This is a genomic window from Wolbachia endosymbiont of Ctenocephalides felis wCfeT, assembly GCF_012277295.1.
In the GTDB taxonomy this organism is placed as follows: Bacteria; Pseudomonadota; Alphaproteobacteria; order Rickettsiales; family Anaplasmataceae; genus Wolbachia.
The window spans coordinates 1,384,277-1,407,810 of record NZ_CP051156.1; the positions used below are offsets into that span (position 1 = coordinate 1,384,277).

At 35.7% G+C, this 23,534-nt stretch carries 24 protein-coding genes, 1 tRNA gene and 1 pseudogene; 10 read left to right on the forward strand and 16 right to left on the reverse strand.

From position 1 onward, the window contains the following. Positions 1 to 11 precede the first annotated feature (11 nt). From HF197_RS06780 to HF197_RS06800, 5 genes are all read left to right on the forward strand, one after another. The gene (locus tag HF197_RS06780; RefSeq protein ID WP_168464761.1) at positions 12 to 1,253 is read left to right on the forward strand and encodes a hypothetical protein; all 1,242 of its coding nucleotides are present in this window, start codon (positions 12 to 14) and stop codon (positions 1,251 to 1,253) included. A gap of 106 nt (positions 1,254 to 1,359) precedes the next feature. Further along, positions 1,360 to 1,435, forward strand: a tRNA-Val gene (locus HF197_RS06785). Positions 1,436 to 1,825: 390 nt separating this feature from the next. Then, positions 1,826 to 2,809: a hypothetical protein gene (locus HF197_RS06790; protein WP_168464762.1), complete on the forward strand. Its 984-nt coding sequence runs from the start codon at positions 1,826 to 1,828 to the stop codon at positions 2,807 to 2,809. Between the two features lie 286 nt (positions 2,810 to 3,095). Next, the gene (locus HF197_RS06795; protein WP_168464763.1) at positions 3,096 to 3,545 is read left to right on the forward strand and encodes an Hsp20/alpha crystallin family protein; all 450 of its coding nucleotides are present in this window, start codon (positions 3,096 to 3,098) and stop codon (positions 3,543 to 3,545) included. A 315-nt stretch (positions 3,546 to 3,860) separates the two neighbouring features. Then, positions 3,861 to 4,358: a TomO hydrophobic C-terminal domain-containing protein gene (locus tag HF197_RS06800; protein ID WP_168464764.1), complete on the forward strand. Its 498-nt coding sequence runs from the start codon at positions 3,861 to 3,863 to the stop codon at positions 4,356 to 4,358. 199 nt (positions 4,359 to 4,557) lie between these two features. Here HF197_RS06800 and HF197_RS06805 read toward each other — a convergent pair whose 3' ends face one another. Together HF197_RS06805 and HF197_RS06810 are read right to left on the reverse strand one after the other, a co-directional pair. Continuing rightward, positions 4,558 to 4,926, reverse strand: coding sequence for a helix-turn-helix domain-containing protein (locus HF197_RS06805; protein WP_168464765.1), 369 nt, complete (start codon positions 4,924 to 4,926; stop codon positions 4,558 to 4,560). A gap of 4 nt (positions 4,927 to 4,930) precedes the next feature. Continuing rightward, entirely contained in the window at positions 4,931 to 5,680 is a 750-nt protein-coding gene (locus HF197_RS06810; RefSeq protein WP_168464766.1) for an IS5 family transposase, read from the reverse strand. 209 nt (positions 5,681 to 5,889) lie between these two features. Between HF197_RS06810 and HF197_RS06815 the strand changes: the two are divergent. Both HF197_RS06815 and HF197_RS07675 read left to right on the forward strand, forming a co-directional pair. Continuing rightward, positions 5,890 to 6,659, forward strand: a pseudogene (locus HF197_RS06815) (IS5 family transposase). Next, positions 6,652 to 6,837, forward strand: coding sequence for an HU family DNA-binding protein (locus HF197_RS07675; RefSeq protein WP_168464958.1), 186 nt, complete (start codon positions 6,652 to 6,654; stop codon positions 6,835 to 6,837). The pseudogene HF197_RS06815 and the gene HF197_RS07675 overlap by 8 nt, the downstream one beginning before the upstream one ends. On the opposite strand, the gene HF197_RS06825 is transcribed toward HF197_RS07675, so the two are convergent. The 14 genes from HF197_RS06825 to HF197_RS06890 form a co-directional block, all read right to left on the reverse strand. Further along, on the reverse strand, positions 6,818 to 7,621 hold the full coding sequence (locus HF197_RS06825) for a baseplate assembly protein (RefSeq protein ID WP_168464767.1): 804 nt from the start codon (positions 7,619 to 7,621) through the stop codon (positions 6,818 to 6,820). The two genes, HF197_RS07675 and HF197_RS06825, sit on opposite strands and share 20 nt — an antisense overlap. Next, positions 7,618 to 7,953, reverse strand: coding sequence for a GPW/gp25 family protein (locus HF197_RS06830; RefSeq protein ID WP_168464960.1), 336 nt, complete (start codon positions 7,951 to 7,953; stop codon positions 7,618 to 7,620). The genes HF197_RS06825 and HF197_RS06830 overlap by 4 nt, the downstream gene beginning before the upstream one ends. Before the next feature lie 107 nt (positions 7,954 to 8,060). After that, positions 8,061 to 8,315, reverse strand: a complete 255-nt coding sequence (locus HF197_RS06835; protein WP_168464768.1) for a PAAR domain-containing protein — start codon at positions 8,313 to 8,315, stop codon at positions 8,061 to 8,063. A gap of 5 nt (positions 8,316 to 8,320) precedes the next feature. Next, complete coding sequence (locus HF197_RS06840; protein ID WP_168464769.1) at positions 8,321 to 8,785, reverse strand: phage baseplate assembly protein V; 465 nt, start codon at positions 8,783 to 8,785, stop codon at positions 8,321 to 8,323. Continuing rightward, positions 8,772 to 9,245, reverse strand: coding sequence for a hypothetical protein (locus HF197_RS06845; RefSeq protein WP_168464770.1), 474 nt, complete (start codon positions 9,243 to 9,245; stop codon positions 8,772 to 8,774). The genes HF197_RS06840 and HF197_RS06845 overlap by 14 nt, the downstream gene beginning before the upstream one ends. Then, positions 9,242 to 11,320, reverse strand: coding sequence for an AAA family ATPase (locus HF197_RS06850; protein ID WP_168464962.1), 2,079 nt, complete (start codon positions 11,318 to 11,320; stop codon positions 9,242 to 9,244). Before HF197_RS06850 ends, HF197_RS06845 begins: the two co-directional genes overlap by 4 nt. Before the next feature lie 45 nt (positions 11,321 to 11,365). Beyond that, positions 11,366 to 12,697 (reverse strand): group II intron reverse transcriptase/maturase, encoded by a 1,332-nt coding sequence (gene ltrA / locus HF197_RS06855; protein ID WP_168464771.1) that lies wholly within the window; start codon positions 12,695 to 12,697, stop codon positions 11,366 to 11,368. A 512-nt stretch (positions 12,698 to 13,209) separates the two neighbouring features. Next, positions 13,210 to 14,508 (reverse strand): AAA family ATPase, encoded by a 1,299-nt coding sequence (locus HF197_RS06860; protein WP_168464772.1) that lies wholly within the window; start codon positions 14,506 to 14,508, stop codon positions 13,210 to 13,212. Beyond that, on the reverse strand, positions 14,505 to 14,999 hold the full coding sequence (locus HF197_RS06865; protein ID WP_168464773.1) for a hypothetical protein: 495 nt from the start codon (positions 14,997 to 14,999) through the stop codon (positions 14,505 to 14,507). The genes HF197_RS06860 and HF197_RS06865 overlap by 4 nt, the downstream gene beginning before the upstream one ends. Positions 15,000 to 15,054: 55 nt before the next feature. Then, positions 15,055 to 15,849: an AAA family ATPase gene (locus HF197_RS06870; protein ID WP_168464774.1), complete on the reverse strand. Its 795-nt coding sequence runs from the start codon at positions 15,847 to 15,849 to the stop codon at positions 15,055 to 15,057. A gap of 17 nt (positions 15,850 to 15,866) precedes the next feature. Next, the gene (locus tag HF197_RS06875; protein WP_168464775.1) at positions 15,867 to 16,706 is read right to left on the reverse strand and encodes an ATP-binding protein; all 840 of its coding nucleotides are present in this window, start codon (positions 16,704 to 16,706) and stop codon (positions 15,867 to 15,869) included. 251 nt (positions 16,707 to 16,957) lie between these two features. After that, on the reverse strand, positions 16,958 to 17,446 hold the full coding sequence (locus HF197_RS06880; RefSeq protein ID WP_168464776.1) for a sigma-70 family RNA polymerase sigma factor: 489 nt from the start codon (positions 17,444 to 17,446) through the stop codon (positions 16,958 to 16,960). 229 nt (positions 17,447 to 17,675) lie between these two features. After that, complete coding sequence (locus HF197_RS06885; protein ID WP_168464777.1) at positions 17,676 to 18,167, reverse strand: sigma-70 family RNA polymerase sigma factor; 492 nt, start codon at positions 18,165 to 18,167, stop codon at positions 17,676 to 17,678. Positions 18,168 to 18,294: 127 nt separating this feature from the next. Beyond that, positions 18,295 to 19,356 (reverse strand): Fic family protein, encoded by a 1,062-nt coding sequence (locus HF197_RS06890; protein ID WP_246168491.1) that lies wholly within the window; start codon positions 19,354 to 19,356, stop codon positions 18,295 to 18,297. Positions 19,357 to 21,055: 1,699 nt separating this feature from the next. Here HF197_RS06890 and HF197_RS06895 point away from each other — a divergent pair. The 3 genes from HF197_RS06895 (at position 21,056) to HF197_RS06905 (ending at position 23,521) form a co-directional block, all read left to right on the forward strand. Next, positions 21,056 to 21,544 (forward strand): crossover junction endodeoxyribonuclease RuvC, encoded by a 489-nt coding sequence (locus tag HF197_RS06895; protein ID WP_168464967.1) that lies wholly within the window; start codon positions 21,056 to 21,058, stop codon positions 21,542 to 21,544. Between the two features lie 228 nt (positions 21,545 to 21,772). Further along, the gene (locus tag HF197_RS06900; RefSeq protein WP_168464778.1) at positions 21,773 to 23,008 is read left to right on the forward strand and encodes a DNA modification methylase; all 1,236 of its coding nucleotides are present in this window, start codon (positions 21,773 to 21,775) and stop codon (positions 23,006 to 23,008) included. A gap of 33 nt (positions 23,009 to 23,041) precedes the next feature. Then, entirely contained in the window at positions 23,042 to 23,521 is a 480-nt protein-coding gene (locus HF197_RS06905; RefSeq protein ID WP_168464779.1) for a hypothetical protein, read from the forward strand. Positions 23,522 to 23,534: the final 13 nt, after the last annotated feature.

Consider the following 23,534-nt stretch of genomic DNA (forward strand, 5'->3'; position numbering starts at 1 on the left):
GAGGAAATAGAATGCCTAAAATATCACAAGAAGAAAGACCGATCATCAAGAAAGAAGCAAGTAATGTAGAGGGTAAAAAAATCTCTATAGCTTCTAAATTGGAAGATATAGAGCAAAGTAGAATAGTAGAGTTCTCATTTAAAGGAAAAGATTTAACAATTAATTCTCTTAGTATATCTGATGATTACGCTGAAATAGGCTTTGTTACAGGAGAAGTGAAACATGTCCACAACACTTCCAGATCAGGCCGTAAATCAACTATTGATGGTATTATTTCAGGTTTTAAAAACAAAAAAATACGAAGTGAAAAGGAGTATAATTATGAAAAATTCAACAAAAGATATCTAGCAAAGCTTTGGAGTAAGGAGGTAACAACCAGCCAAGGAAAAATGGGTAATGATCAGCCAGTTAGTGATAATATGCAAGGAGATCAGCTGCTTGCTCAAGGAATTGAAGCTGCTACAAACATAACAGGGGAATTACCTGACTTTGAATTCATAAATGAGTTGGAAGAAGATATTGGCCATTTGGGTGTTCCTTTGCCTTCTAACGTAGAGACTACTACTCTAGCAGGTCAACGAGTTACTGAAACAACAACAGGATATAGTCAAGACAATGGAACATTAGCAGCAATTGCTGCAGCATGGGCTGGAACAATATTAGTACCAGTACTAAATACTACATTAAAAGCAGTTACACACATTAACAATGGAACCAGCACTAATTTGACACTATCTGAACCAACTCCAATTCCAGCTGAGGAACAAGGCGCTGAAATATCAGCAAAAGCAATTGCAAGTAGTATTGCAGGAGGAGCAATGCTACTAGTAGCAGGAATAGTAGTAGCAAAAACGGGAATAGTACAAAAAGTATGGAATGCTTTATGGGGTAGGGCAGGTAGCCAGGATGCTGAAAAAAGAATTGCCCGTAAGGAAACAGATCCATTCCTTCCTGAAAGCACAGTAAATCCTCTACCAAAACTGCCGAGGGCAAAACCTATTGATGCAGCTAACAGTGCTGAAGAAGGAGCTCAGTTCCTTCTTGGAAGCAATGGTATCGTAGTAAATCCTCAACAAGAATCACAAATGGCTGGTCTTAATGCAGCCATAAAAGATTTAGAAGATAGATCAAGTGGTTTACCTGATCTTAAAGAATCTAGTAGCCCTAGAAGTGAAGTAGATGATAATACTATTACACAACCTTTTAGGTGTAATGATCCTAAGAGACAAACTATTTCTCCTTCTCGTCGTTAATTCAATAGACATACTGTAATTGCAATTACAGTATGTCTATATCTTGAGTTATAGCCAATTTTCTATTTACAGTAATAATATTAAACTATAGAGTTAATTTAAAAAGGGGCGATTAGCTCAGCTGGTAGAGCATCTCGTTTACACCGAGGAGGTCGGCAGTTCAAGTCTGTCATCGCCCACCATTCCATGCATGCGAACCATCCTATATAGCAATTCTAGTATACCCCAAACCCCCAATAATAGCGGCCTTTTACCCCTTTTACATGTATGCCTTTATATCCTATTATCTTTCCATAACTTGTTAATATTACTTGCATAACGCTATATTTATGGAAAAATTACTCAAAAAGGTAGGTACTTTTTTGCGATTTTGAGGAAAATTAAAAAGTAAATAAGTCAATAATTGAATTGTGTGTGATACTGAAGAGATATGTGTTTTTGCTAAAGTTCAGTTTTAAATCTATTTACATGGAATAGCCTTTAGTCGAAATTCTTGACTCTTGATCTCAAGAATGTCAGTATTAGAATAAGTTTTTGTTTCATTGAAAGAAATAAGGGGGTTATCTTTCATTATGCGTAATTTAGCTGACACATTTGTTGATGATATTACACCTTCAATTCATGAATATAATCGAAACCCAAATGAGTGGTCTTATAAAGGTCTTGTATCTGCATGTGAGAGATGTTTATCAACATATTCTAAAGTAATTAACGATATTGAAAAAGAATATAAACATCTCAACGGTCAGATTAATATTAAGCAAGCCACCGATAATATATTAAAAAGATTGAGTCAGATCACAACAGTACTAAATGAGTTTAATAGACACAAAGTAGACATTGGTCATGCTAGAGTATCATTCATCCCTATTATAATGAATTTAGAGAAGCAAATACGGTCACTGAAATATCGCGGTGATAAATTGAATCTTACACAGTATGAAGAAAGTCTAAAGTCATTGAAAGATATGGTTGCTAATAGTGAGGCCGATAAACTAATTCCTAAGATACAAGGACTAAATAATAAAGCAAAGTTGTTACAAGATAATATAAGAAATGTCAGGATACAAATTCCAAACGAAGGAGTTAACGCTGCTCTAGTAACAGAAACAGCATTACCTAATAAAGTAGAAGCAGTAAGTTTACTTGTAAAAGAAAAACCTGAGGTATCAAAATCAGTAACTTTTAACGAGCAGGCAAATAAAATTAAAGAAGTTAAGCCTGATAGAGAGAACTACTTCGAATCTAAAAAACAGCAAACCATACCTAAGTTGCAGGAAAGCCTTAAAGGATTTAAAAAGGAGGAAGAAACACAGCATAAGTCTAAGAATATTCGATATTGTAAACCAACAGCATATTTCATTGCAGCAATAGCCCTATCAGCCCTAATTATAACGGTAGCATTTTTGACAGAAGCATACGTAATTTTAGCAGCACTTATTATCCCAGCAATGATTGGACTTTATGGATACAACGAATGTCAAAAGCCTAATTCTAATCTTCAAGAGAGTGTGAGAGTTAAAGAATCAGTTGTTGTTTCTGCTGAATTATGCTAACTATAGTAGTTAGTGTAGAGCAACACAAGAATCCCATTGAACAAGATCGCTGTATATATTGCTGATAAACGAAGCCGCCTATAAATAGAGTACTTTCCTCTTCGTCTAAATACCTTTATTATTTGTTTTTGAAAGTACTATATACTTCGAGTACATTTGCTTTTCAATGTGAAAGCTTGATAAGTTGAGGTAAAAATGTTTAAGTGTAGTCATTTTTGTAAGGTCATTGAAATTAATAAACCCAATGAATATATAAGGTTTGTACTAACAAAAAGGAGGTGCTTGCATGAGTAATATAGTTCGTTCAAACAAAAACTTTAGTAGTAATGATTTCACTATCAGGGGCTTACAAAGAGCTGTTGATGATATGTTCAATAGTTTTTTTATACCTGAACTTACTAAAAGCAGAAACACTTTACCAGCTTGTGATTTCTATGAAACAGACAAAAATTACTGTCTATCCATGGATTTACCTGGAATTTCTAAAGAAAATATAGATATTAGCATGTCTGGTAGTAATTTAATAATTAAAGGTGAGAAGAAATATGAAAATGAGTCATCTGAGGAAGAGAGGAAGTACTACCACCTAGAGAGGTATTATGGCTCATTTTATAGATCTATTCAACTTCCGCCAAATGCAGAGCAGGATAAGATTTCTGCAGATTTCTCAAATGGGGTGCTAAAAATAAATATACCTAAGTCTGATAAATATACTAAAAAGATTGATATAAAATAATAAAAAGAAATAGCAGGCCTTCTATTTATTTGGGCTTGCTTTCTCTTGAGTTATAAATAAGTCTTATGTTGAAATAAACATATATTGATGTTACTATTAAGGGCTCCTATGAGTAGTAATCAGACAGTTGATGAAGAAGTTTCTTGAACCGACGATGTTGTTAAAGCTATTGAATGAGGGTCACACCCGGATAACAAAGTTTTTACGATGCAACCGATGATAGTCAACAAGCAGAGATCGAAAAAAAACAGAGATTTTAGTTTGCAATAGGCACTGTGGAAGTTCATCATTCACAAGAAACCGATGGGAATGTGCTTGCCAAAAAGAAAAGAAAGCAATACTATAAATGGCATAGAGACTCCAGAGGAGGATGAAATGGGTACACGTAGTAAAAGTCAAGCACAAAAAGAGAGAGTAAAAGAATCTCGTGTAGAGCAAAAGAAAAATGAACAAAAAGCAGAAGAGCAATTTTTAAGGACATATATTGGTGATGATTATGGTCAACGGGTAGAAATTGAAGAAAATGGTTTTCAGGGCAATGTTGGACAAACTAGTAATCCAAATAAAAATAACACTGCTTTACAAAGTAGAAAAGAAAGCAAATTGCCTACTATAGCTATTTCAACATTAATAGTGGCTGCACTTGCCTCAGTTGCTTTCTCAATTTATTTTGACGTGCTAGCTGTGGGAATAGCAGTTGCAGCTTGTTGTCTGGTTGTTGCTACACTTATATACTGCTGTAGACCTAAAAGTTCAGTTGAAAACTATAAGGTTGAGAAAGTTGAACCTAATGTTAGACAAGCACTTACATAAATAAGTATTGTAGCTTATTATTTAAGAATTATATTAATTATTGCTAGGTAGAAACTTGGTAAACTACGAAGAAGTATTCTTAAACAAGATAAAAGATATTAAGATAAGGCTTAAATTTCTTTACTAAAATATTCATTTGGTATGAAATGACGCACCATCTGGACCAAAAGAGCTGCCTTATACAGAAAATGTCTAAAATTTATTGTGATGAGGATAAGGACCTGACTAGTGAACGAACTGCTTTGCGTGACTCTTGACTCTTAATTTCCTTATATTCTCTAACAAGCTCTAATATTTCTCTATCGCTTTCATCATTATTATATTGAAAACTACTTTCTTCATGTAGTTCTGTTGTTACTGGAGGAGCAGGAAGTAGAACTACAAAATCAACAGACAACGCTGCGGCTATAGCATATAACCTTTCAATTGAAACGCTGTTTTTTCCAGACTCATATTTCTGTATTTGCTGAAATGTAATACCCACTTTCCTTCCCAATTCTTCTTGAGAAAATCCTCTTATCAATCGCAATTCTTTTATTTTTCTTCCAATTTTAGGCTCTGTGAACAAAATTTCATGCGAGCCATATGAGAGCGCCAACGAAATTCAAAAATCCCAAATAAACCACAGCAGTTTTGTCAAAACGAGAGAAGATGCGCCTGAAATGCTTCATTTTACCGAAAAAACACTCAATCAAATGCCGCTCTTTATAAATATGTTTGTCATAATCTCTCTGCACTTTTCTATTCCTTTTCGGCGGAATCACAACTTCGCACTTTTTATCCTCAAGACTGGCAACAAAAGCATTGCTGTCATAGCCTTTATCCGCCACTACAACGGAGCTATGGACATTTTCTGTTAACGCTTCAGCTTGTGTAATGTCATTTCTTTGACCGGCAGTAAGTGTAAATTTTAACGGATTTCCAAGGGCATCAACAAGTGCGTGAATCTTGGTTGTGAAACCGCCTTTGCTGCGCCCTAAAGCCTCTTGAGCTCCGGAATTTTTTTTGTACCCGGCAGAGCAAGCGTGAGCTCGGACAATCGTTCCGTCGATCATGTGCACCTCTAAATCTGGATCTTGCGTATATTTGAGCAATTTTGCCCAAATTCCCTTTTCACACCACTTTTTAAACCTCTTGTGTATACTCCTGTAATTGCCGTATATTTCAGGTAAAAGACGCCATTGACAACCACTTCGAACTGTGTACCAGACTGCTTCTATGAACCTTTTCAGATGCTCTTCAACTTTTTTGTGTATGCCTTTTATGCTTTTTAGGAATGCATAAATTTGTTTCCATTTTCTTTCTTGTATGTAATATTTCATTGGGTAGTTTCTCCTTTTTATTGCTTAATTGGATTAAACTACCACTTTTCCCTTATTTCTCCTACTTTTTCTCTACCTTATTTTCTCACGGCAAAATTTTGTTCACAGAGCCTAGCATTTTTTTCTGTAGCATCTGCTAAGAAGGTGTCTGCAAAGTATGTAGAAAAGTAGAAAAAAGGACAATTATGTGATACAAGGATAACTTTAACATGTATCCAAGTGACATAAAAGACAGTGAATGGGAAATTTTAAAGCCATATTTTGAGCCAAAAAAGACAGGTAGACCAAGAAAACACGATATTAGAACAATTATTAATGCAATAAGGTACGTAATGAGAACAGGCTGCCAATGGAGACAATTACCTAAGGATTTCCCACCATGGAAGACAATTTACAGTTGGAACACACGACTAAAAAACACTGGAAAATGGCAAGAAATACACGATATTTTAGTAAAAAAAGTAAGGGAGGTAGTTGGTAAAAGAGCCACACCATCAGTTGGAATAATTGACAGCCAATCAGTAAAAACGACTCAAAAAGGGGGGCCAGAGGTTACGATGCTGGCAAGAAAATAAAAGGTCGAAAACGGCATATTATTGTAGACACGCTAGGACTCGTGATTACGGCAGATGTACACAGTGCAAGCATCCAAGACCGCGAGGGAGCTTTAGATCTTCTGGTAAAAGCAAAACAAAAAATACCAACATTACAGAGGTTTTTTGCTGATCAAGGATACACAGGTAACCTTAAAAACAGATGCTTAATAAAAACAGGATGTTTATTTACAATAGCAAAAAAAGCTCCTAATATTGCGGGATTTGAGGTTATACCGAAGCGTTGGATTGTTGAAAGAACTTTTGCTTGGCTTTCCAATTTTAGGCGTATGAGTAAGGATTATGAGCATTCTCCTCAAACTTCGGAAACCAATATTTTCTTTAATATGACTACTATTATGCTTACTAAATTAGCTAATTCTTGAGTTTGCAGACACCTTCTTAGAGGAAGGTGAGTCTTTTCGTTTACATAAAGTTGGCCGTTTTTATTCAGTATCTATTAAAGAAAAAAAGATTCGTGATCTTCGTAGTGATGAAATAATTGTAGTTCCCCCAAGTAGACGTATACGTTTCAAGGCTTTTTTTAAGCTCCCTCAATTTTAACATTACCTAAAGTAGTACACTCATTCCCTTTTACCACAATATCTTCTTTTGGCTCAATCAACTCAATATTGCTTACTCCTTCCACAAAAAGATTGGCTATAATCCAAGATTTTGTAACATTAGAGCCCAAACCTTTAGCTGATTCAAACTTTTCAATAAATTGTTTCTTCGCTGTTTCAACAATATCTTGTGATACCACTCTACTTATACTAACTTTAGCATAAATATCTACAGGAATAATATTGCAGCCAACAACCGTAACTGTATCTGTTAGCATGCGAATATCATCTTGAGTAACTTTTTTCCTTACGATATTAAGTAATTCTTCCGAAAGCACCCCTTCTGTTGATAATATCGAGACCTGTACGCTCCCAGGAACAAGAGACTCAACTAATGCATCTTTAACTCTTGCATCAGCAGACAGTGCATGGCATCTATAATGTTCTCTACTACCTCCAGTACTCCAGCCAACTATTTTAGCTTTTATTCTTTTTCTAAAAATTTCATCTTCTTCTTGATCTTTACGTACTACTCCATAAAATTCAGCTAAGTAGTCAAGGTCAGACCCTTCTGCGAACTTTAATAAATTTGCTTTGGCTGCTTCATTTATTCTTTGTCTGAGTAACAGTTCTCTCCATGCTGCAATTTCTAGCATTCTCATAGCTGGGTCACTTTCAATAAGTGCTGAAAACGTTGAATCTCTATGCACTAATTCTTCTTTCATGCGCGATAGAATTTCCTCATAACTGAACTCTCGAGTAATGCTCGGTAGTTGCTTTTTCATATAATAATCCCTTCGAGCAAAATATGTTTGTTGTTTGGTAAGTAACTTCCCTCTAGTGAGATAGTAACTTTTCCTTCTTGTATCTCTGTAATTTTTACTTTTTCTAATTTAAATCTCTTTTCCCATTTCTCTAAACTTTCTGCTATTGCTGCATAGACTTCCAAAGAAAAGTCTCTATTAATTGGCTTATCAACTAATTCAAGTAATTTTGATCCATAATCCCTACGCATAATTCTGCTTCCAATTGGAGTGGTAAGTATATCAATTATGGATTGTTTCAAATGTTCTATTCCTTCCAATTCTTTTCCCGTTTTGCTGCTCATTCCCCTCATATTCATAATTTCTTTATTTGCGTCTCCAATTTTATTGTGTGTAATGGAGACAAAGATTTACATTTAATGTTTTATGCCTCCGTCATTTATTGGTAAAGCTATAATATTTATTCCACAAAGACATTTCTGCTACCACTTATTACCTTAAAACCACATGAAACCATATCACCAAATCTTGCTATACCATAGCCATTTGCAAACACAATTTTTGATCCTTCAATTACTTTTTTACCTTCACTCCAATTATCACCTTTTCGACAAACAGGATAACCATTTGCAAGTACATTATTACTTCCACCTATGCAAAAATGCGGAGAAATCTCTGTGCAATAATCCCCTAAACGTACAATTCCTTTACTCATATTTTTCAGTTTAAATCTATCCTGTTTGCTTTAAGTTTTATACTATTTTTTGTCATTTCTATTTCTGACTCTCCAACCCTAAAAGTAATCTTATCAACTACAGATATTTCCAAGTGATGGTTTTTCTTGTCATATGATATTTTTGTCCCGTCTTCAAATAAAAAGCAATTTATCTCTTTTTTACTTTCCTGAGCAGAATACTTTTGTTGATATATTCCAGAGAGCACTACTCCTAAAGATAATTCACCCAGTGGAGAAAATATCACCACTTGCTCATCAATGTCTGGTGGGAACCAACTGCTATCTTTTCCAGCTCTATTTGTTATCCACGGCAGCCAATCTGTTAAAAATTCACCTATTTTGACTTTTACCATTGCTTTTTCATAATCCACTTCTTTGATAAGCCCAATACGGACAATATTAGCTAATTTCCTCTGTAACTCTGAAATTGCAAAATTACTTTCCAACACTGATTTCCCCAATTTCTATTTTATGTGGTTTAATTTTGCTCTCTTTCCAGATGGACTCTCCTAAATGAAGCTCATGTCTCCACTCAATCAACCAGACGTAATATGCATCTAATTCCGGACGAAATCCATCCTGCTCCGCAGATATAAATTCAGCAGGTGAAATATTCATATTCCAAGTGTTTTTGTTTACAATTTTTGCCACTTCAGCAGCTAGAGATCTCACAACTATAGAAGCGTTTTCTATTGTAGAATCAATTATAACTCGAGCTTCAAATCTAGCCCTTAACGCAAGTTCTTCTGTGCCAGGATCTTTTCCTGCTTCTAAACCTGAAAGTTCTACAAAGACTGCAGGAGCTATCAATTCTTTTCTGATTGTTGGGTAAACCCCGCATGTTTGTATCATTGGAATTTCTCTCTTCAGCGTAGTGCAAATTGCTTCATGTAACTCGTTCCAATTCATAAGTCAGCTATTTTAAAATTCCCTGCACCTAGCTGAAATTTACCTTCTCCTTTTGCAAATGGACCAGTTATTACATCAAGCCACTTATCTTCCTTAGAGTCCTGTGCCATACCTTTTATTACTTTCTTTTCATTTAATAGATCTTGCACTAGCCGCTCAAGTCTGTGTTTACTGATCTCGTGCAATGCAGTTGGTAATCTATGTCTTTGTTTAAATACTCCTGGACCACCTGTATGTGTAAATGGATGACCCTCTCGCGCTGAAATTTCAATAGCCTGTAATAATACCTTTTTTAAATACTCATCAGAGACTGTTTTTATCTCAAGCTGCTCAGATACATCTTCAAGCAAGCCATTTGATGCACGTAGATAAGTCCTTACGTTTCTGTCTGTTGATCCATTTGATTTAACAACGGCACCTTGGTAAACAAAGTTACTGATTCTTGCAATTCTTAACTTACTAAATACTAAATTCTGTTGTTCTATAGGTGCAGGCCATAAGGCAAAAGAACATCTAACTCCATCAACAAGTGCCGTAGTACCTCTTATTGCATCTCTTGCTTGCTCTGCTGTAGAAATTAATTCACCACCTCTGGGTTTTCTCATATGATGCGCTACAATTACAGATGCTCCTGTTTCATGTGCTAAGCTTGCAAGCAACCCCATTAGCTGCCATCCTACTTCCGGGTCTGAATTTATATCTGCTTGTACAAATGATACTAAAGGATCAAATACTATTAATTTTAAATTTTCAATTTCACTTAACTGCTTGCAAACATCTTCAAACTTAGGCAAAGTTTCTGGAGCTTTACCACGAGCACTTTTCAGTATAGCAAAAGGTCCACCAGCACTTGGTAATGGTACTATAAACAATTTATCTTTACATTTTAATCTATCACACTTAGGGTCAAGGCGTTCTAAGCGGCGGTGTATTTCATCTGCATCGTCCTCTGCCGAGAAAATAACTACAGATCCATGCTCAGTAACCAAAGGACCAAAACCACATGTTTGATCTTTATTACTTGCAACTTTAAGGGCTAAATCAAGAAGAAGCATACCTTTACCAGTATCTCCCATTGCAGCTAGAATAGATGTAACACCAAGAGGAAATAATCCTTCTACGAGAAATCTTTGTTCTGGTGCAGGACCTACATAATGATCAACACTCCAGTCTAAAATATTAAGCATTCGCTTAATGACTATTTTTCTTGAATTATTTTCAATAAACTCGGAAATATTTTCTTCTGTGCAATTAGCAGAATCCCAACCTTGAGGTTTATCACATGGTATATCAATTATAGCTAGTGACGCAACACCAAGCGAGGAAAGCTTTTTTACAGCCTTTTCAGCGTACTGTTTTCCTGGCTCATCATTATCTGGCCAAACGATAACGTGTTTACCTTTTAGTGGTGACCAGTCTGTTTTTTCTATTGGTGCATTTGCTCCTGACATTGCAGTTGTTGCGGTAATACCTTGCTCTATAAGAGTTTCTGCACATTTTTCACCTTCAACTAAAACAACTCTATCGGATTTTAGTATACCAGGAATGTTGTACAAAGGTCTTATCTCAGGTGCAGTAAAGCTGGATTTTTTAACATCAAACGGAAGATATCGTTTACCTTTGTCAGTGTCATAACGATAAACTGTAGCAATAATTTGATCATTTTCACCATAGTAATTCCAGGATGAAGTTGGTTGTCCTAGCATTTCATTAGTTCTTTGCTCTCTTGCATAACCAATCCACTTAGAAATATCTGCTATAGTTTCAGTGAATTGATTTTTTCCAGTAACAGCAGACCAAAGGTCGAAGATATCACCTCCTTTTCCAGTTGCAAAATCGTGCCAGAGTCCTGCTTTATTACCAGTTAACTCCACCACTAAACTCTTTCCCTTATGACCATATACGTCACCTACATAAAATTTATCACCACGAAACGTTCCTCTTGGTAGCAGGTAAGAAAGACAAGATCTGATGTTCAACGAAAGCTGAGCTTTCAGATGTTCTTTCTCTTCTAATGGCTTATAATGTCCATTTCTTTGCGGTGCTGCAGTATTAAAATCGCAATAGATACCCATAAAGTCCTCCAAAAATTTTGAAAATCTAACTAATATAAAAGTGGACTAAGGGAGAGTAGACCGGTGGAACTTCCCCACCAGCCCCTCGCAAAACTGTGCATGAACCTCTCGACTCACACAGCTTCCATTATTCACCTTTTGACCTAAGCCTAATGTCCAGTGATAGAAAATATCAGGTCCCTTTTTCCTCATTTTTCCTAGAAGTTGCCTTGCTAGTCTTCCATGATTTCGAAGTTTCTTGTATTTTCTTCTGACCCACTTTTCTAGATGCCGCTCTACGTTCTTTAGAGGTTTGTATATCTCGGTTTTGCAGAATCTGCCATAGTACTGATACCAGCCTCTGACTATTGGATTTACTATCTTTGATATTTCCTCTAACGTTTTATGTGTACTTTGTAGTATTTTCCATGATCTTATGGTTGTAGTAATATCTTTCTTGGCCTTGTTGCTAATTGCAGGGAGAAATGAAACAAAATTCTTTCCTATTTTATTTCTTGCTAATCTGGGTCTAAATGTGTAACCCAGAAAGTCAAAACTTTGCTTAGGAAATTCACTTTTCCTATTATCATCTTTACAGTACACAATTTGTGTCTTTTCAGGATGTAACTTTAGCTTATATTCAGCCAATCTTTCTTCGATCATTACTTTCATAAATTCTGCCTGCTTACGAGTCTTACAATGTACTACCGCATCATCCACATATCTTTCAAATGGTATTGTTGGGTACTTTTGTCTCATCCATTCATCAAATACATGATGCATAAATATGTTTGAGATCATAGGGCTTATTGAACCTCCTTGCGGAACTCCTTTTTCCCTAACTACCTTACTGCCATCTGCTAGTTGAATTGGAGCTTTCATCCATCTTTCAGCATACAGTATGACCCATTTGCAGTCTGTGTGTCTTTTGATAGCTTGCAATGCTAGCTCGTGGTCCAAATTGTCGAAAAATCCCGATATGTCAAGATCTATCGTCCAATCGTACCTCCAGCATCTTTTACGCGCTGTGTCTACCGCGTCCAGTGCAGATTTATTTGGTCTATAACCATATGAGTCTTCGTGAAATTTTGGCTCTACTAGCGGTTCCAGATACATAGCAGCGGCTGTTTGCCCTATCCTATCGAATACTGAAGGAACACCTAAAATTCTTTGTCCTCCTCCTGTACCTTTCGGTATTGCAACAGCCTTTACAGCTTCCGGAAAATAACTTCCAGATGACATCCGATTCCATAGTTTGTATAGATTATCTTTTAGATTTTCCTCAAACTTTGTTATCGAGACCTCATCTACACCAGCAGCACCCTTATTTTTCGATACTTGTTTATAAGCTCTCCAAATAAGTTGCTTCGGTATATCAAAAGACTTTGTTTTATTCATTAACTCCTCCCTTGCGGTTGATAAATAATTAAAACTAAATAACTCAGCCCCTTCGCTCCATTTCTATTACAGAAACTTCTTCACTACTACGAGCTGATCCGCCCCTGTTCTTCGCATCGGTACTCTCATCCTTAGAGTTTAGCTCCTTGGATTTCTCCCTTATCATCGAAACGACAGGTTCCCGTAGTTCCGTACAACAGCCTGAAATAGATTCATGCCACCTCTATGCCGGACGCCATCTACCCAGTAAACAAGCTCCTGATAGACTTATCCCAGGTTACTACAGACCCCCTGGTTTTGACGCCACCTAAATCGTTTTCGACACTTCGTCAGTGGTTCACTTTCGTTCATCTCTCTACTCCACACATGACGCATAATTGCGCCTTTTCCATAATGCTCACTACCTTGGCTCTTTACCAAAGCAGCTTATGGTTGTTTAAAGCCTGCTCTTGCAAACCGGCTTTGAGGGGCCCACCCTCATCTGTCATGCAGCTTCAACACTTTCCGTGTCTCTACGGCGCACCCGTAGCTACGATATTGGATATTTTCCAGTGCCCATTGGCTTCATTGATAAATTTTGTCGGTATAGGCCTTCCATTTCTTAGCTCGTACATTACTTGTAGAATATTTTTGTGCTCATTAGGCCTAAACATTACTATTCCAGATGTGTAGAAACTTCTTAGAATTCCCGCACCACTGAGGCTCTGAAATGGATTTTTTGCCAATACAGTTGTTGGTACTTTCTTAGTATGATGTGTAAGGATTATTCCTCCTGTAGGATTAGTTATGGACCTTAGTTTTTCAATTCCATCCTGCAAAAAGTTAAGCATAGACTTATTATTTCCGCAATCAACAACATTATAAAGAGAGTCTATGACAATGAGATCAACGGTTTTTGTATCAAATTTTTCTGCCATAATCCCTTTCATTTTTTCTATGCCTTCAGAATTTAAGGTTAACTTCATCTTCGGTGTAATAGCTAAGTTTTCTGTTGCTACATCAAGAAATTTTTGATTTATTCTAAGTTGCTGCAAGCGCTCTCTTATATAATCATATTCCATTTCATTTTGCAGATAGAATATCTTTAGTGGTTTTACAGGCTTCATACCCAGAAATGGTACTCCAGCAGCCAAGTGTACTAATAGAGAAAGTAAAAAATTACTCTTTCCGACTTTTGGAGTGCCACCTATGACTAAAAGACCACCTGGAGTTAGAATCCTTGGAGCTATTATATCTCTTGGCATAGGCGATTGATCATTTAAGTACTGTCCTACAGAAAATGCTGTAGTTTTGTTTAACGGTAAAACTTCCACTTTTTCGGATGCCTTTTCAATACGTTTAACCCACTCTTCAGCAAGATTTATGTCACCTAAAACTAAGGTCCACAATTTAATTATATCACCCTTAGTTTTTTTGTTAAAGTTATACCAATCTCCTACTTTTTTTCCTGTGGTTTCAACCATAATTTTCTCTCCATTTATACTGCCAATATAAAATCCCTTCGAATAAAATTTACCACCAGGAAGCAAGTAAGATAAACAATCCTTAAGGTTATTAATTAACAGCGGTTTTATTTCTAAAACTTTCTTAGGTGAAAAATCCATAAAATCCTCTTTATTTATTCCAATTTTATTCAACATGTTTTTTAGACATTTAAAGTCAAGGTTAGCGAGCTCACAAACGGTTTCAAAAGATTGTGAACTGTGGATCCACTTACGAGCTTCTTTCTTAAGTGTATGACTTTTTCCTACTGCATCATGAATACCTCTAGTAATAACAGCAGTCCACAGCTTGCTTTCATCGTACTTCAAAATGGCACCCAATCTGCTTCAGAGCCTCTGTATGGAGTAGTGACTGCAGTAATTCTATTCCTATCTCCGTACCTAGTATCGGTTTCAATGCCCACTTTTGCTGTAAATTCTAACCCATTTAAATCTGCAATGGAGTTAAGTTTTCGAGCAAGAACTGCTTTTTCTGAAGTGTCATCCGAATGAATATTACGGGCTGATTCCAAAATACTTCTCAGCATAGAACGTCCTGAATCTCCCCAGCTATCTTCTCCATCTTCTGCTTTGCCACTTTTAATACCAATCATTTGATAGATCTTATGTTTTGCATATGGTCCTTCAATGACAGTAAATTCTGCATTTAAATAGATGCTGTTAGTAGCAAGACTTCTAGTAAACCAACACTCGCAATTCCCTGGCTTAATTGCCATCTTTACCTTCACTATTGTGCCCTTTGGTATTAAATTACTATACGGTTTTACATTGTTAAAATCAGTTAAAAGGTCTTGTAGCATAAAATTACCCCCATGAGTTGATTTTTAAAGTTAAAAAAAGTGTAGGAATGTTTAGCTATCCCACTATTTGCCAACGCCCATTTAGTTTATCAACAAGCTTGTTTGGAACTCGTTCACCATTACGCAATTCAAAAACTATTTGACGTGCAGTGCCTTCTTCATCTTGTGCAAACATGACCATTCCAGTACTGTAGAATCCGCGCAAAGACCCAGCACCACTTAAACCTTGAAATGGATCTTCCTCGAGCATTTTCTTAGATAATTTTTTCGTGTGGTGGGTGAGTATTATGCCCGCATCTGGATTAATAGCATTACGTAATTTTTCAAGCGTTTTTTGCAGGAAGAATAGCATAGCACTATTATCATTTTCATTGCCATATTCACTGCTAAAGATGTTCCGAAGAGGATCTATGGCCACAATATCAGGTTTAAAGCGCTCTTTGACAATTTCTTTTATCTTGTTTATCTCTTCACCACTAAATGATATTTGCACCTTTGGAGTAATAACTAAGTTATTAGCAGCTATATCCAAAAGTTCGTTATTAAGTTGAAGTTGTTGCAAACGCTCTTTCATGTATTCATACTCGATTTCAGTTTGCATATAGAAAATTTTCATAGGACGACTTGGCGCCATTCCGAGAAACGAAACTCCAGCAGCCATATGAACTAGCCAAGAAATCAAAAAATCACTCTTTCCAATCTTAGGTGGACCACCAAATACTAGTAAACCTCTCTGAGTTAAAATCCTTGGTGAAATTATATCCTCTGGAATAGGCAACCGATCATTCAAATATTCCTTCATACTGAAAAAAGGAATCTTTTGACCGATATTCAGAAAATCTTGTAGCATAAGTAACCCTCCAAAAGTTAATTGTGTGCAACAAATTGAGTAGTAGTAGAAGCAGTAGAAAAAGTGAAGGCCTTAGCTTTAATTTTCGTAAGTAATTTTCCCAGATGTGGCTCTTCAACCATATCAAGAGAGCCACTACGATCTTTAGCAGGATAACCCCAAGGATTGATGGTATGACAGACAAATGAACGTTTCTCTGTACCATCCTCTTTCTTGATTGCAACCATACTAATTACTTCATCAACAATTCCAGGTATTTCACTGGCAGTCTTAGCCCCCTCACACTGAGGAAGCCAAGTTGGACGGTTGAAATCATCTAGGTATTGACCTAAAGTGCCAACTGTAATAATGTCTTTACTCGGAATATGCTGAAACTGATTGAGCCAAGCCATCATCTCCTGAGCAAGTAATCCATATGCAGCTCTCATATCTTGTTTGCCGTTTCTTTCAGAAAAAGCTTCAGGTTGCATTTTTGCCCATAATAGACAAAGACGTGATGCTACTGTAATACTGTCAATGAAAATACATCGATATTTAGAAAACTCTGAAAGAAGCTCTTTGTACTTACTAGACACATAATCGTAATGTCTTTGACTATAAGCTGAATCAGCTTTTAATGCAGGATTTGGACCACCAATTAGGCAGGCAATATCCCGAGCTTGATTCCAGGTACGAATATTGATAGAATCTCCTTGCCAATCTTGAACAGCAAGAAGTCCAGCTTCAAAATCAAGACAAAGTGTTGGCTCATCTAAAGTCTTTAAGAGACTAGTTTTACCTATACCGTAAGGACCAAAGATGACCATTTTTATACCTGTTTGAACTTTTAGTCGTTCATTGCTATTTATTATTTTCATTTTAGCCTCTTATTCACTTTTGTAAGCAGCGTATACATATATATACAATCAAAAACACCAATGTGTCTAAAAATTAAGAATTTTTTTCACTAAAATATACAAGCAAAAACAGCTATTCACTTTTGTAAGCAGCGTATACATATATATACAATCAAAAATCGCCAAGTGTCTAAAAATTAAGAAAATTTTCCCACTTAAAAGCTGCTATAAAATTTTTAATACCTCACTACAAAGCTGCTATGCAAATATGTCTAAAAATGTGAAAATTTATCACGTATTTGCTTGAGGATGTTATATATGGTTGTTCTTGGCATTCCTGTGATTTTAGCAACTTCAGTAGCTGTAAATGACTTAAGTAGTTCGCATATACTTCTTTCAGGTTCAAGTAGTGTTGCAAATATATAATCTACATCAAAACGTGCTGCTGTATCGTGCTCAAAACATCTATGATCAGGTATATCATCATCAACGTCGAATTCTATAAAGCATTCAGTGCGTTTGCGCTTAAGTAGTAGATTATTAGCACAAGATCTGGTTAGCTGAGCAACAAAAGTACCAAAACTACCTCTTGTTTCGTCATATTGATTAAGACGAGGCCAAACTTCACAAAAAAGTTCCTGCTCTATATCTTCAAGACTTTCATTAATAAAATATCTATTATAATTAAGACGATTTGCATAGTATTTTACCCATCTAATGACTGTGGTATTAACTCCTAAAAAAGAATTTTTGGATTTCATATAAACCTCTAATAACTAAAGGCTTATAAATAATGATTTTGGCGAGACTCCGCAGAATTTAAATAAGTCCTAGTTGATTTATTATAGAAAATAGAATAAGACAACTATTAATTTTACTAGATTAGAGAATAAGACTTTCTAAAAATTAAATAAGATTAGAATAAATTATTTATATTCTTGCTTTTTATATTAAATTTATAAGATAATATGTGTTTATATTAAAGATATTTTAGCAAGCCAGTGCTGCTTTGAATTTAACACGTAGCTTTTGTAAAATGTGGTACACGGTGCTTCTGGCTATTTTATTCATCTGGGCAATATCACTTGGATCAAAAAACTTAAGCTGCCTACATAAATCTTGCCATTTTTCAGGTAATGTTGGAATGATACTTTCTACATCAATACGGATCGTAGCTTCGTTAATTGGGTACGCCGTACCAGATAAAACTGAAAAAGGTTTGCCACTATACTTATTACGTTGTTGTTTTTTCATGAGGTTGGAGGCACGACCTTTAATTACCATGTTAGCAAAGATGAAGAAGTTACCCTTAGTTTCATCATACCGGCTAAGATAAGGCCATGACTGGTATAGAAGTTCTTGTTCTATATCTTCAAGTTCTTCATGAGCAAAATGTTCAAAGTCTTTGAGATATTTGGTGTAGAATCTTATTTGTGCAACTACAATAGGATTAACACCATAGTAGCAATTTTTAGATTTCATATAACTTCACTTTCACATTAAATGTTATACAAGAAAAGTTACAGGGTTGTTCAAGCTTTTTTTGAGAAAATTTGTAAAGAGATTAAGATACATGAAAACTATGATCATTAAAATAGCTCTAAAATGGCTAAGAATTCAGCAAAGTGTACCAAGTTGCTCTACCTTTTCCATATTGGGCAATATGATTACTTTTTACCAAATTGAATACATGCTTTTTCAAAGTATTACGATTTGCCTTGGTAATACTTTCCAGATCGCTAATTGTAAGACGCCCATGCTTGCTGAGTAACGATAATATTTGGGATGAAAGAGGGGACAAATGGAGGTTTAACATCCTTTCGTTGGCTACTTTTTGCTCTAGGTAAATTTTTTGTTTCTGTAGGGATCGCAGAAAAAACGTGAGCCAAGGACTCAAGTCCGGTTTATCTGTTTTTAATGATTGTTGGCTGCGGCGTAAGGCTAAATAGTAGCTTTCCTTATTACTTTCGACTATGCTTTCAAGGGAACTATAAGGCACATAAACATACCCTGACTTTAGCAATAAAAAAGTTGTGAGTATACGTGATAGCCTTCCATTTCCGTCTTGAAATGGGTGAATAGCTAGAAAAACAACTATGAAGATACCAATAACAAGCAAGATGTGTAGCGATTTTGTTTCCAATTGCTGTCTAATCCAATAAATGAGTTCTTCCATTTTTGTAGGAGTTTCAAATGGAGAAGCTGTTTCAAAAACTATACCAAGGCTTTTGCCAGATTCATTAAACGCCTCAACATGATTTGGAAATTTCTTATATTCTCCCATGTGTCTCTGGTCTTTATGAGAAAATTGTAGAAGCCAAATATGAAGCTGTTTTATGATATTTTCTGTAAATGGCATGTTTTCAAAATTTTGAAACACTTCTTCACAAACATAAGCATATCCAGCTACTTCCTGCTCATCTCTGGAACGAAATGAATTTGTATCCAGACTATATAACAGTTGTTCTACTTCACGGTCTGATAGCTTTACCCCTTCAATACGAGTTGAGGAACCAATGCTTTCAATTGTTGCCACTTTTTTTAGCATCTGTAAACGCTCTGGAGCCAAATTACCAAGCAATTGCCATGCCCCTTTAAACTCATCGATTTCAGCAACCAATTTCAGCATTTCAGGTGTTATTACAATGGTTGAAACCTTAAACATATCCATATTTTTACCTAATGGTATCTAATTATATCCAAAAATATCCTATTAGTAAAGCATATTAGCTGAAAGCTTCAAAGTAAAAGAAGTTAAAATTTTAAATATTATATAAGAAGGATTGTAGAATTGTTCAGTTTTTTCTACTTGAATTTTTAATGCCAGCTATAGAATAGTCGTTATAATAGTAATGAAATATACTAGAAAATTAAAATAATCTCACATTCTATATTTTTCCATAATACTAACGTTTTTACCCACCTAGAAGGCAAAAAGTCATTTCAAAAATCCTGCAATTTCCAGCCTTCCCGAAAAAATGCCGGGAACTTAAGAATAGACATCAACTGCATTAAGTAACCGAAATCACAAGACTTCCTGCCATTTCTATATAGCATATTTACTTTCCGATTTTTCAAAATAACAAAAAACTGGGAACACTTAAACCCGCTACAGTGGCTGATTTCCATTTTCCGGAGATTTATATTATAAATAATAATATGTATATAAACATATATAGATAATAATAATAAATATAATAAAACAATAACCACACCATACATACACGAAAGAATGGAAAGAAGAAGAGAGGAAGAATGAAAAAGGGAGAAGGTAAAGAGGGAAAAGAGAAAGGAAAAGGAAGGGAGGTATCTCTTTATTTGACAATAGCTCCAAAATAGTCATATCTGCTTTTCTGTGAGCATCTATGGTTTTTGGTAATATTATTGTGCTTTTGCCCAAAGAGCGCCTGTAGCATGCCTTAAAACTCGAATGTGAGTAAAAATTTGATAAGACAAATGGTCGTTCCTTTAAAATAACCATCATGTTCGCTTTTCTGTCAGTATCTTAATTTATGAATTATATTAAACTTTTAATCAAGATGATCTTTGGCTGAGATTCCACTTTGGATGAGGAATTGTAATTCTAAATATTAAAATCACAATAAAATACATTAGAAAGTTAAAATAATCTTGCACCTTAGATCTTTCCATAATATCAATACTTTTACCTGCCTAGAAGACAAAAATCCATTTCAGAAATCCTATAATTCCCAGTCTTTCCAAAAAAATACCGGAAACATGGGAATAAACATAGACGCCATGAAACCATCTATATTCCAAGGCTTTCTACTATTTATTATATAAGACTTTTGATTCCCGATTTTTTAAAAGTGCCAAAATTTGGGAACACTGAAACCCGCTACAGTAGCTGATTTCCATTTTCCGGAGATTTTATATTATAAATAATAATATGTATATAAACATATATAGATAATAAATAATAAAATAATAATCATACCATACATACACGAAAGCATAAGCCAAGGGAGAGAAGAAGAAAAAGGGAAAGGAAGAAGGAAAGAGAAAAGGAAGAGCGAAGGAAACAAAAGAGACTCCTCTTTTACAACAATAGCGCTAATAGCTGCTTTTCTGTGAGATCTGTGACTTTGATAGGAAATTTTCCACGCAACCGAAAGAACGTCTGTAGCATAGCAAAACTGAATACAGCCCTATACTGCGCTAGAACATCCATGAAGCTTTAGGCAAGCTAGATACTCTAATTAAATACTTAGCAAATAATATTAACTTATAAATCAATAAGCACCTTAAAACAGGCTTTCTGTACCATTTTCAAATTTTTTTGGTTAATTTTTAGACACTTTGCGATTTTTGATTGTATATATATTATGCGACATATTATAAATCACGCTATGCAAATCCTTACTCTTGATCTTGGCAAACAAACTGGCTGGGCTATTCTCCATAATGGAGTAGTTCATAGTGGTAGCGAAAGTTTTCACTCTAGCCGATTTAATGGTGGTGGAATGAAGTTCTTAAGTTTTCGTAACTGGCTTGAACAGAAGCTTGAAAATATCTCTGCCGTATATTTCGAGGAAGTTAGAAGGCACCTTGGTACTGACGCGGCTCATTGCTATGGTGGGTTCTTAGCTCATTTGACTGCTTGGTGTGAAGAGCATAACATTCCATATAAGGGCGTTCCTGTTAAGACTATAAAGCGCTTTATTGCTGGTAAGGGTAATGCAAGTAAGAACGAAGTTATTCAAGCAGTGCAAGATAGAGGTTTTTGTCCTGTAGATGATAATGAGGCGGATGCACTAGCTTTGATGTTTTGGGCACGAAAGCATTTTACTTCTGGCTTTGATTACAAAAAGTATGAAGATATAAAGAAAAATACCTAAATTACTTAAGTATTCAATATACTACCTGGACTAGAAATAATGATTTATAAATTAACTATAATACTTAATCTTACAATAAAAATAATGAATAATCCTCGATATATTAACTAATTTTCCGGGTCCTTCTCAACTCACACGAGAACTGGGTGTCCGAGGCTCGGGCCTTCTTTAGCGTTAGAATGATTTTAAATATTGACTAATTTTATAATTCTATTAATTCCTTAATCTATGAACTTAGAGCTTCACTATTACCCAATTGGGAATCTCATCGAATACGATAGAAATCCTCGTAAAAACGACGTTGTGGTTAACAGAATGTGTGCATCTATTCGGGAATTTGGCTTTCGTATTCCCATAGTTGCAAAAAGTGATGGTACGGTGGTTGATGGCCATTTACGCCTTAAAGCTGCAAGAAAGCTTGGCATGGAAAGCATCCCGGTGGTCCTTAGTGATAATTTAAGTGATGCCCAAACCAAAGCCTTTCGATTGCTAGCAAATGAATCAGCTAACTGGGCAAAGTGGGACGATGATCTGTTAAAAATTGAATTACAGGACTTAGAAGATTTAAATTTTGACCTCAAGCTCACTGGGTTTGAACTGGAAAAAATCCAACGCTTTCTTGATGATGAAAATAAAGAGGAAGAAAAAGACCTTGCTGATTTTAATGAACACAGTTGTAAAAGCAAGTCAGTAGTCACAAAACCAGGAGATTTATGGATTTTAGGTGATCATAAAATTTACTGTGGTGATAGTCAAGTAATTGATTCATTTAAAGCGGTTTTAGATGACAAAATGGCTGACATTACCGTTTGTGATCCTCCTTATAACGTTGATTATGGTGCTAGCCAGGAAAGAGATGATCGAAAAATATTGAATGATGATCAAGGAGAAAAGTACGAATTGTTCCTCTATGATGTTTGTGCTCATATTTTAGCAAACACCAAAGGGGCAATTTACATTTGTTCATCATCATCTGAGCTTGCCACGCTGCAAAAGGTATTTGAAGAAGCAGGAGGACGTTGGTCAACATTTATCATCTGGGCAAAGAATCATTTTACGATAGGAAGAGCTGATTACCAAAGGCAGTATGAAGCAATACTCTATGGTTGGAAAGATGGAAGCAAACGTCAGTGGTATGGTGGTAGGAGTCAAAGTGACCTATGGTCTTATGATAAGCCTGCTTATAACTCTCTACACCCGACAATGAAGCCAGTAGAATTAATGGAAAGGGCAATAATCAATAGCAGTAGGCCAGGTGATATAGTACTTGATCCTTTTAGCGGGTCTGGCAGTACTTTGATTGCATGTGAGAGAACAGGCAGAATATGCAGAACAATTGAACTGGATCCTATATTTGTTGATGTAACGGTAAAACGTTGGCAAGTGTATACCGGAAGAGAGGCTATTCTTTCCAGCTCTGGAAAAACTTTCTCAAAAATTAGGGAAGAGATAACGCAAGAGTAAAAAATAAAAAGAGGGAAAAAAGGAGAAAAAGAAGTGGAAAGGATAACACAAACAGAATGGGCAAGAGAACAAGGGTTTTCTAAGCAATATGTCTGTTATTTAGTGAAACAAGGGATTGTAGAACTGAAAGATGGCCTTATTGATAGAGAACAAGCAAATAACGCGCTTGAAACAATTCGAGATCCAAGTCAGCCACAAAGAAGAAAAAACGGTGAAGAGGGTAGAAGCAGAAATACTAATGAACTTTCAACCATGCTTCTTAAAACCAGAATTAAGAATGAAGTAGAGCGTGGTAAGTTACTGGAAGCTAAGGCTAAAGCTGAAATTGGTGAACTTGTCTCAATAGAAGAAGTAAAGCGTGAGGCTTTTAACACCGCAAGAGTAGTGCGTAACAATCTGCTCAATATTCCAGATAGAGTTTCAGCACTTCTTGCATCGATGAATGAGGCAGAAAAGATCCATGAAAAATTAACAAAAGAGATTAGGACTGCCTTGGAAGAGTTGCCTAAATAAACAAACCAAAAAC

Bases quoted from the DNA above. Each gene is read 5' to 3' on its own strand.
- HF197_RS06865 (WP_168464773.1), bottom strand. From the start codon at position 14,999: ATGCTACAAGACCTTTTAACTGATTTTAACAATGTAAAACCGTATAGT.
- HF197_RS06870 (WP_168464774.1), bottom strand. From the start codon at position 15,849: ATGCTACAAGATTTTCTGAATATCGGTCAAAAGATTCCTTTTTTCAGT.
- HF197_RS06890 (WP_246168491.1), bottom strand. From the start codon at position 19,356: ATGGATATGTTTAAGGTTTCAACCATTGTAATAACACCTGAAATGCTG.
- HF197_RS06825 (WP_168464767.1), bottom strand. From the start codon at position 7,621: ATGAAAAAGCAACTACCGAGCATTACTCGAGAGTTCAGTTATGAGGAA.
- HF197_RS06850 (WP_168464962.1), bottom strand. From the start codon at position 11,320: ATGGGTATCTATTGCGATTTTAATACTGCAGCACCGCAAAGAAATGGA.
- HF197_RS06885 (WP_168464777.1), bottom strand. From the start codon at position 18,167: ATGAAATCTAAAAATTGCTACTATGGTGTTAATCCTATTGTAGTTGCA.
- HF197_RS06790 (WP_168464762.1), top strand. From the start codon at position 1,826: ATGCGTAATTTAGCTGACACATTTGTTGATGATATTACACCTTCAATT.
- HF197_RS06845 (WP_168464770.1), bottom strand. From the start codon at position 9,245: ATGAATTGGAACGAGTTACATGAAGCAATTTGCACTACGCTGAAGAGA.
- HF197_RS06780 (WP_168464761.1), top strand. From the start codon at position 12: ATGCCTAAAATATCACAAGAAGAAAGACCGATCATCAAGAAAGAAGCA.
- HF197_RS06830 (WP_168464960.1), bottom strand. From the start codon at position 7,953: ATGAGGGGAATGAGCAGCAAAACGGGAAAAGAATTGGAAGGAATAGAA.
- ltrA (WP_168464771.1), bottom strand. From the start codon at position 12,697: ATGAATAAAACAAAGTCTTTTGATATACCGAAGCAACTTATTTGGAGA.
- HF197_RS06895 (WP_168464967.1), top strand. From the start codon at position 21,056: ATGCAAATCCTTACTCTTGATCTTGGCAAACAAACTGGCTGGGCTATT.
- HF197_RS06835 (WP_168464768.1), bottom strand. From the start codon at position 8,315: ATGAGTAAAGGAATTGTACGTTTAGGGGATTATTGCACAGAGATTTCT.
- HF197_RS06875 (WP_168464775.1), bottom strand. From the start codon at position 16,706: ATGAAAATAATAAATAGCAATGAACGACTAAAAGTTCAAACAGGTATA.
- HF197_RS06900 (WP_168464778.1), top strand. From the start codon at position 21,773: ATGAACTTAGAGCTTCACTATTACCCAATTGGGAATCTCATCGAATAC.
- HF197_RS06880 (WP_168464776.1), bottom strand. From the start codon at position 17,446: ATGAAATCCAAAAATTCTTTTTTAGGAGTTAATACCACAGTCATTAGA.
- HF197_RS06810 (WP_168464766.1), bottom strand. From the start codon at position 5,680: ATGAAATATTACATACAAGAAAGAAAATGGAAACAAATTTATGCATTC.
- HF197_RS06795 (WP_168464763.1), top strand. From the start codon at position 3,096: ATGAGTAATATAGTTCGTTCAAACAAAAACTTTAGTAGTAATGATTTC.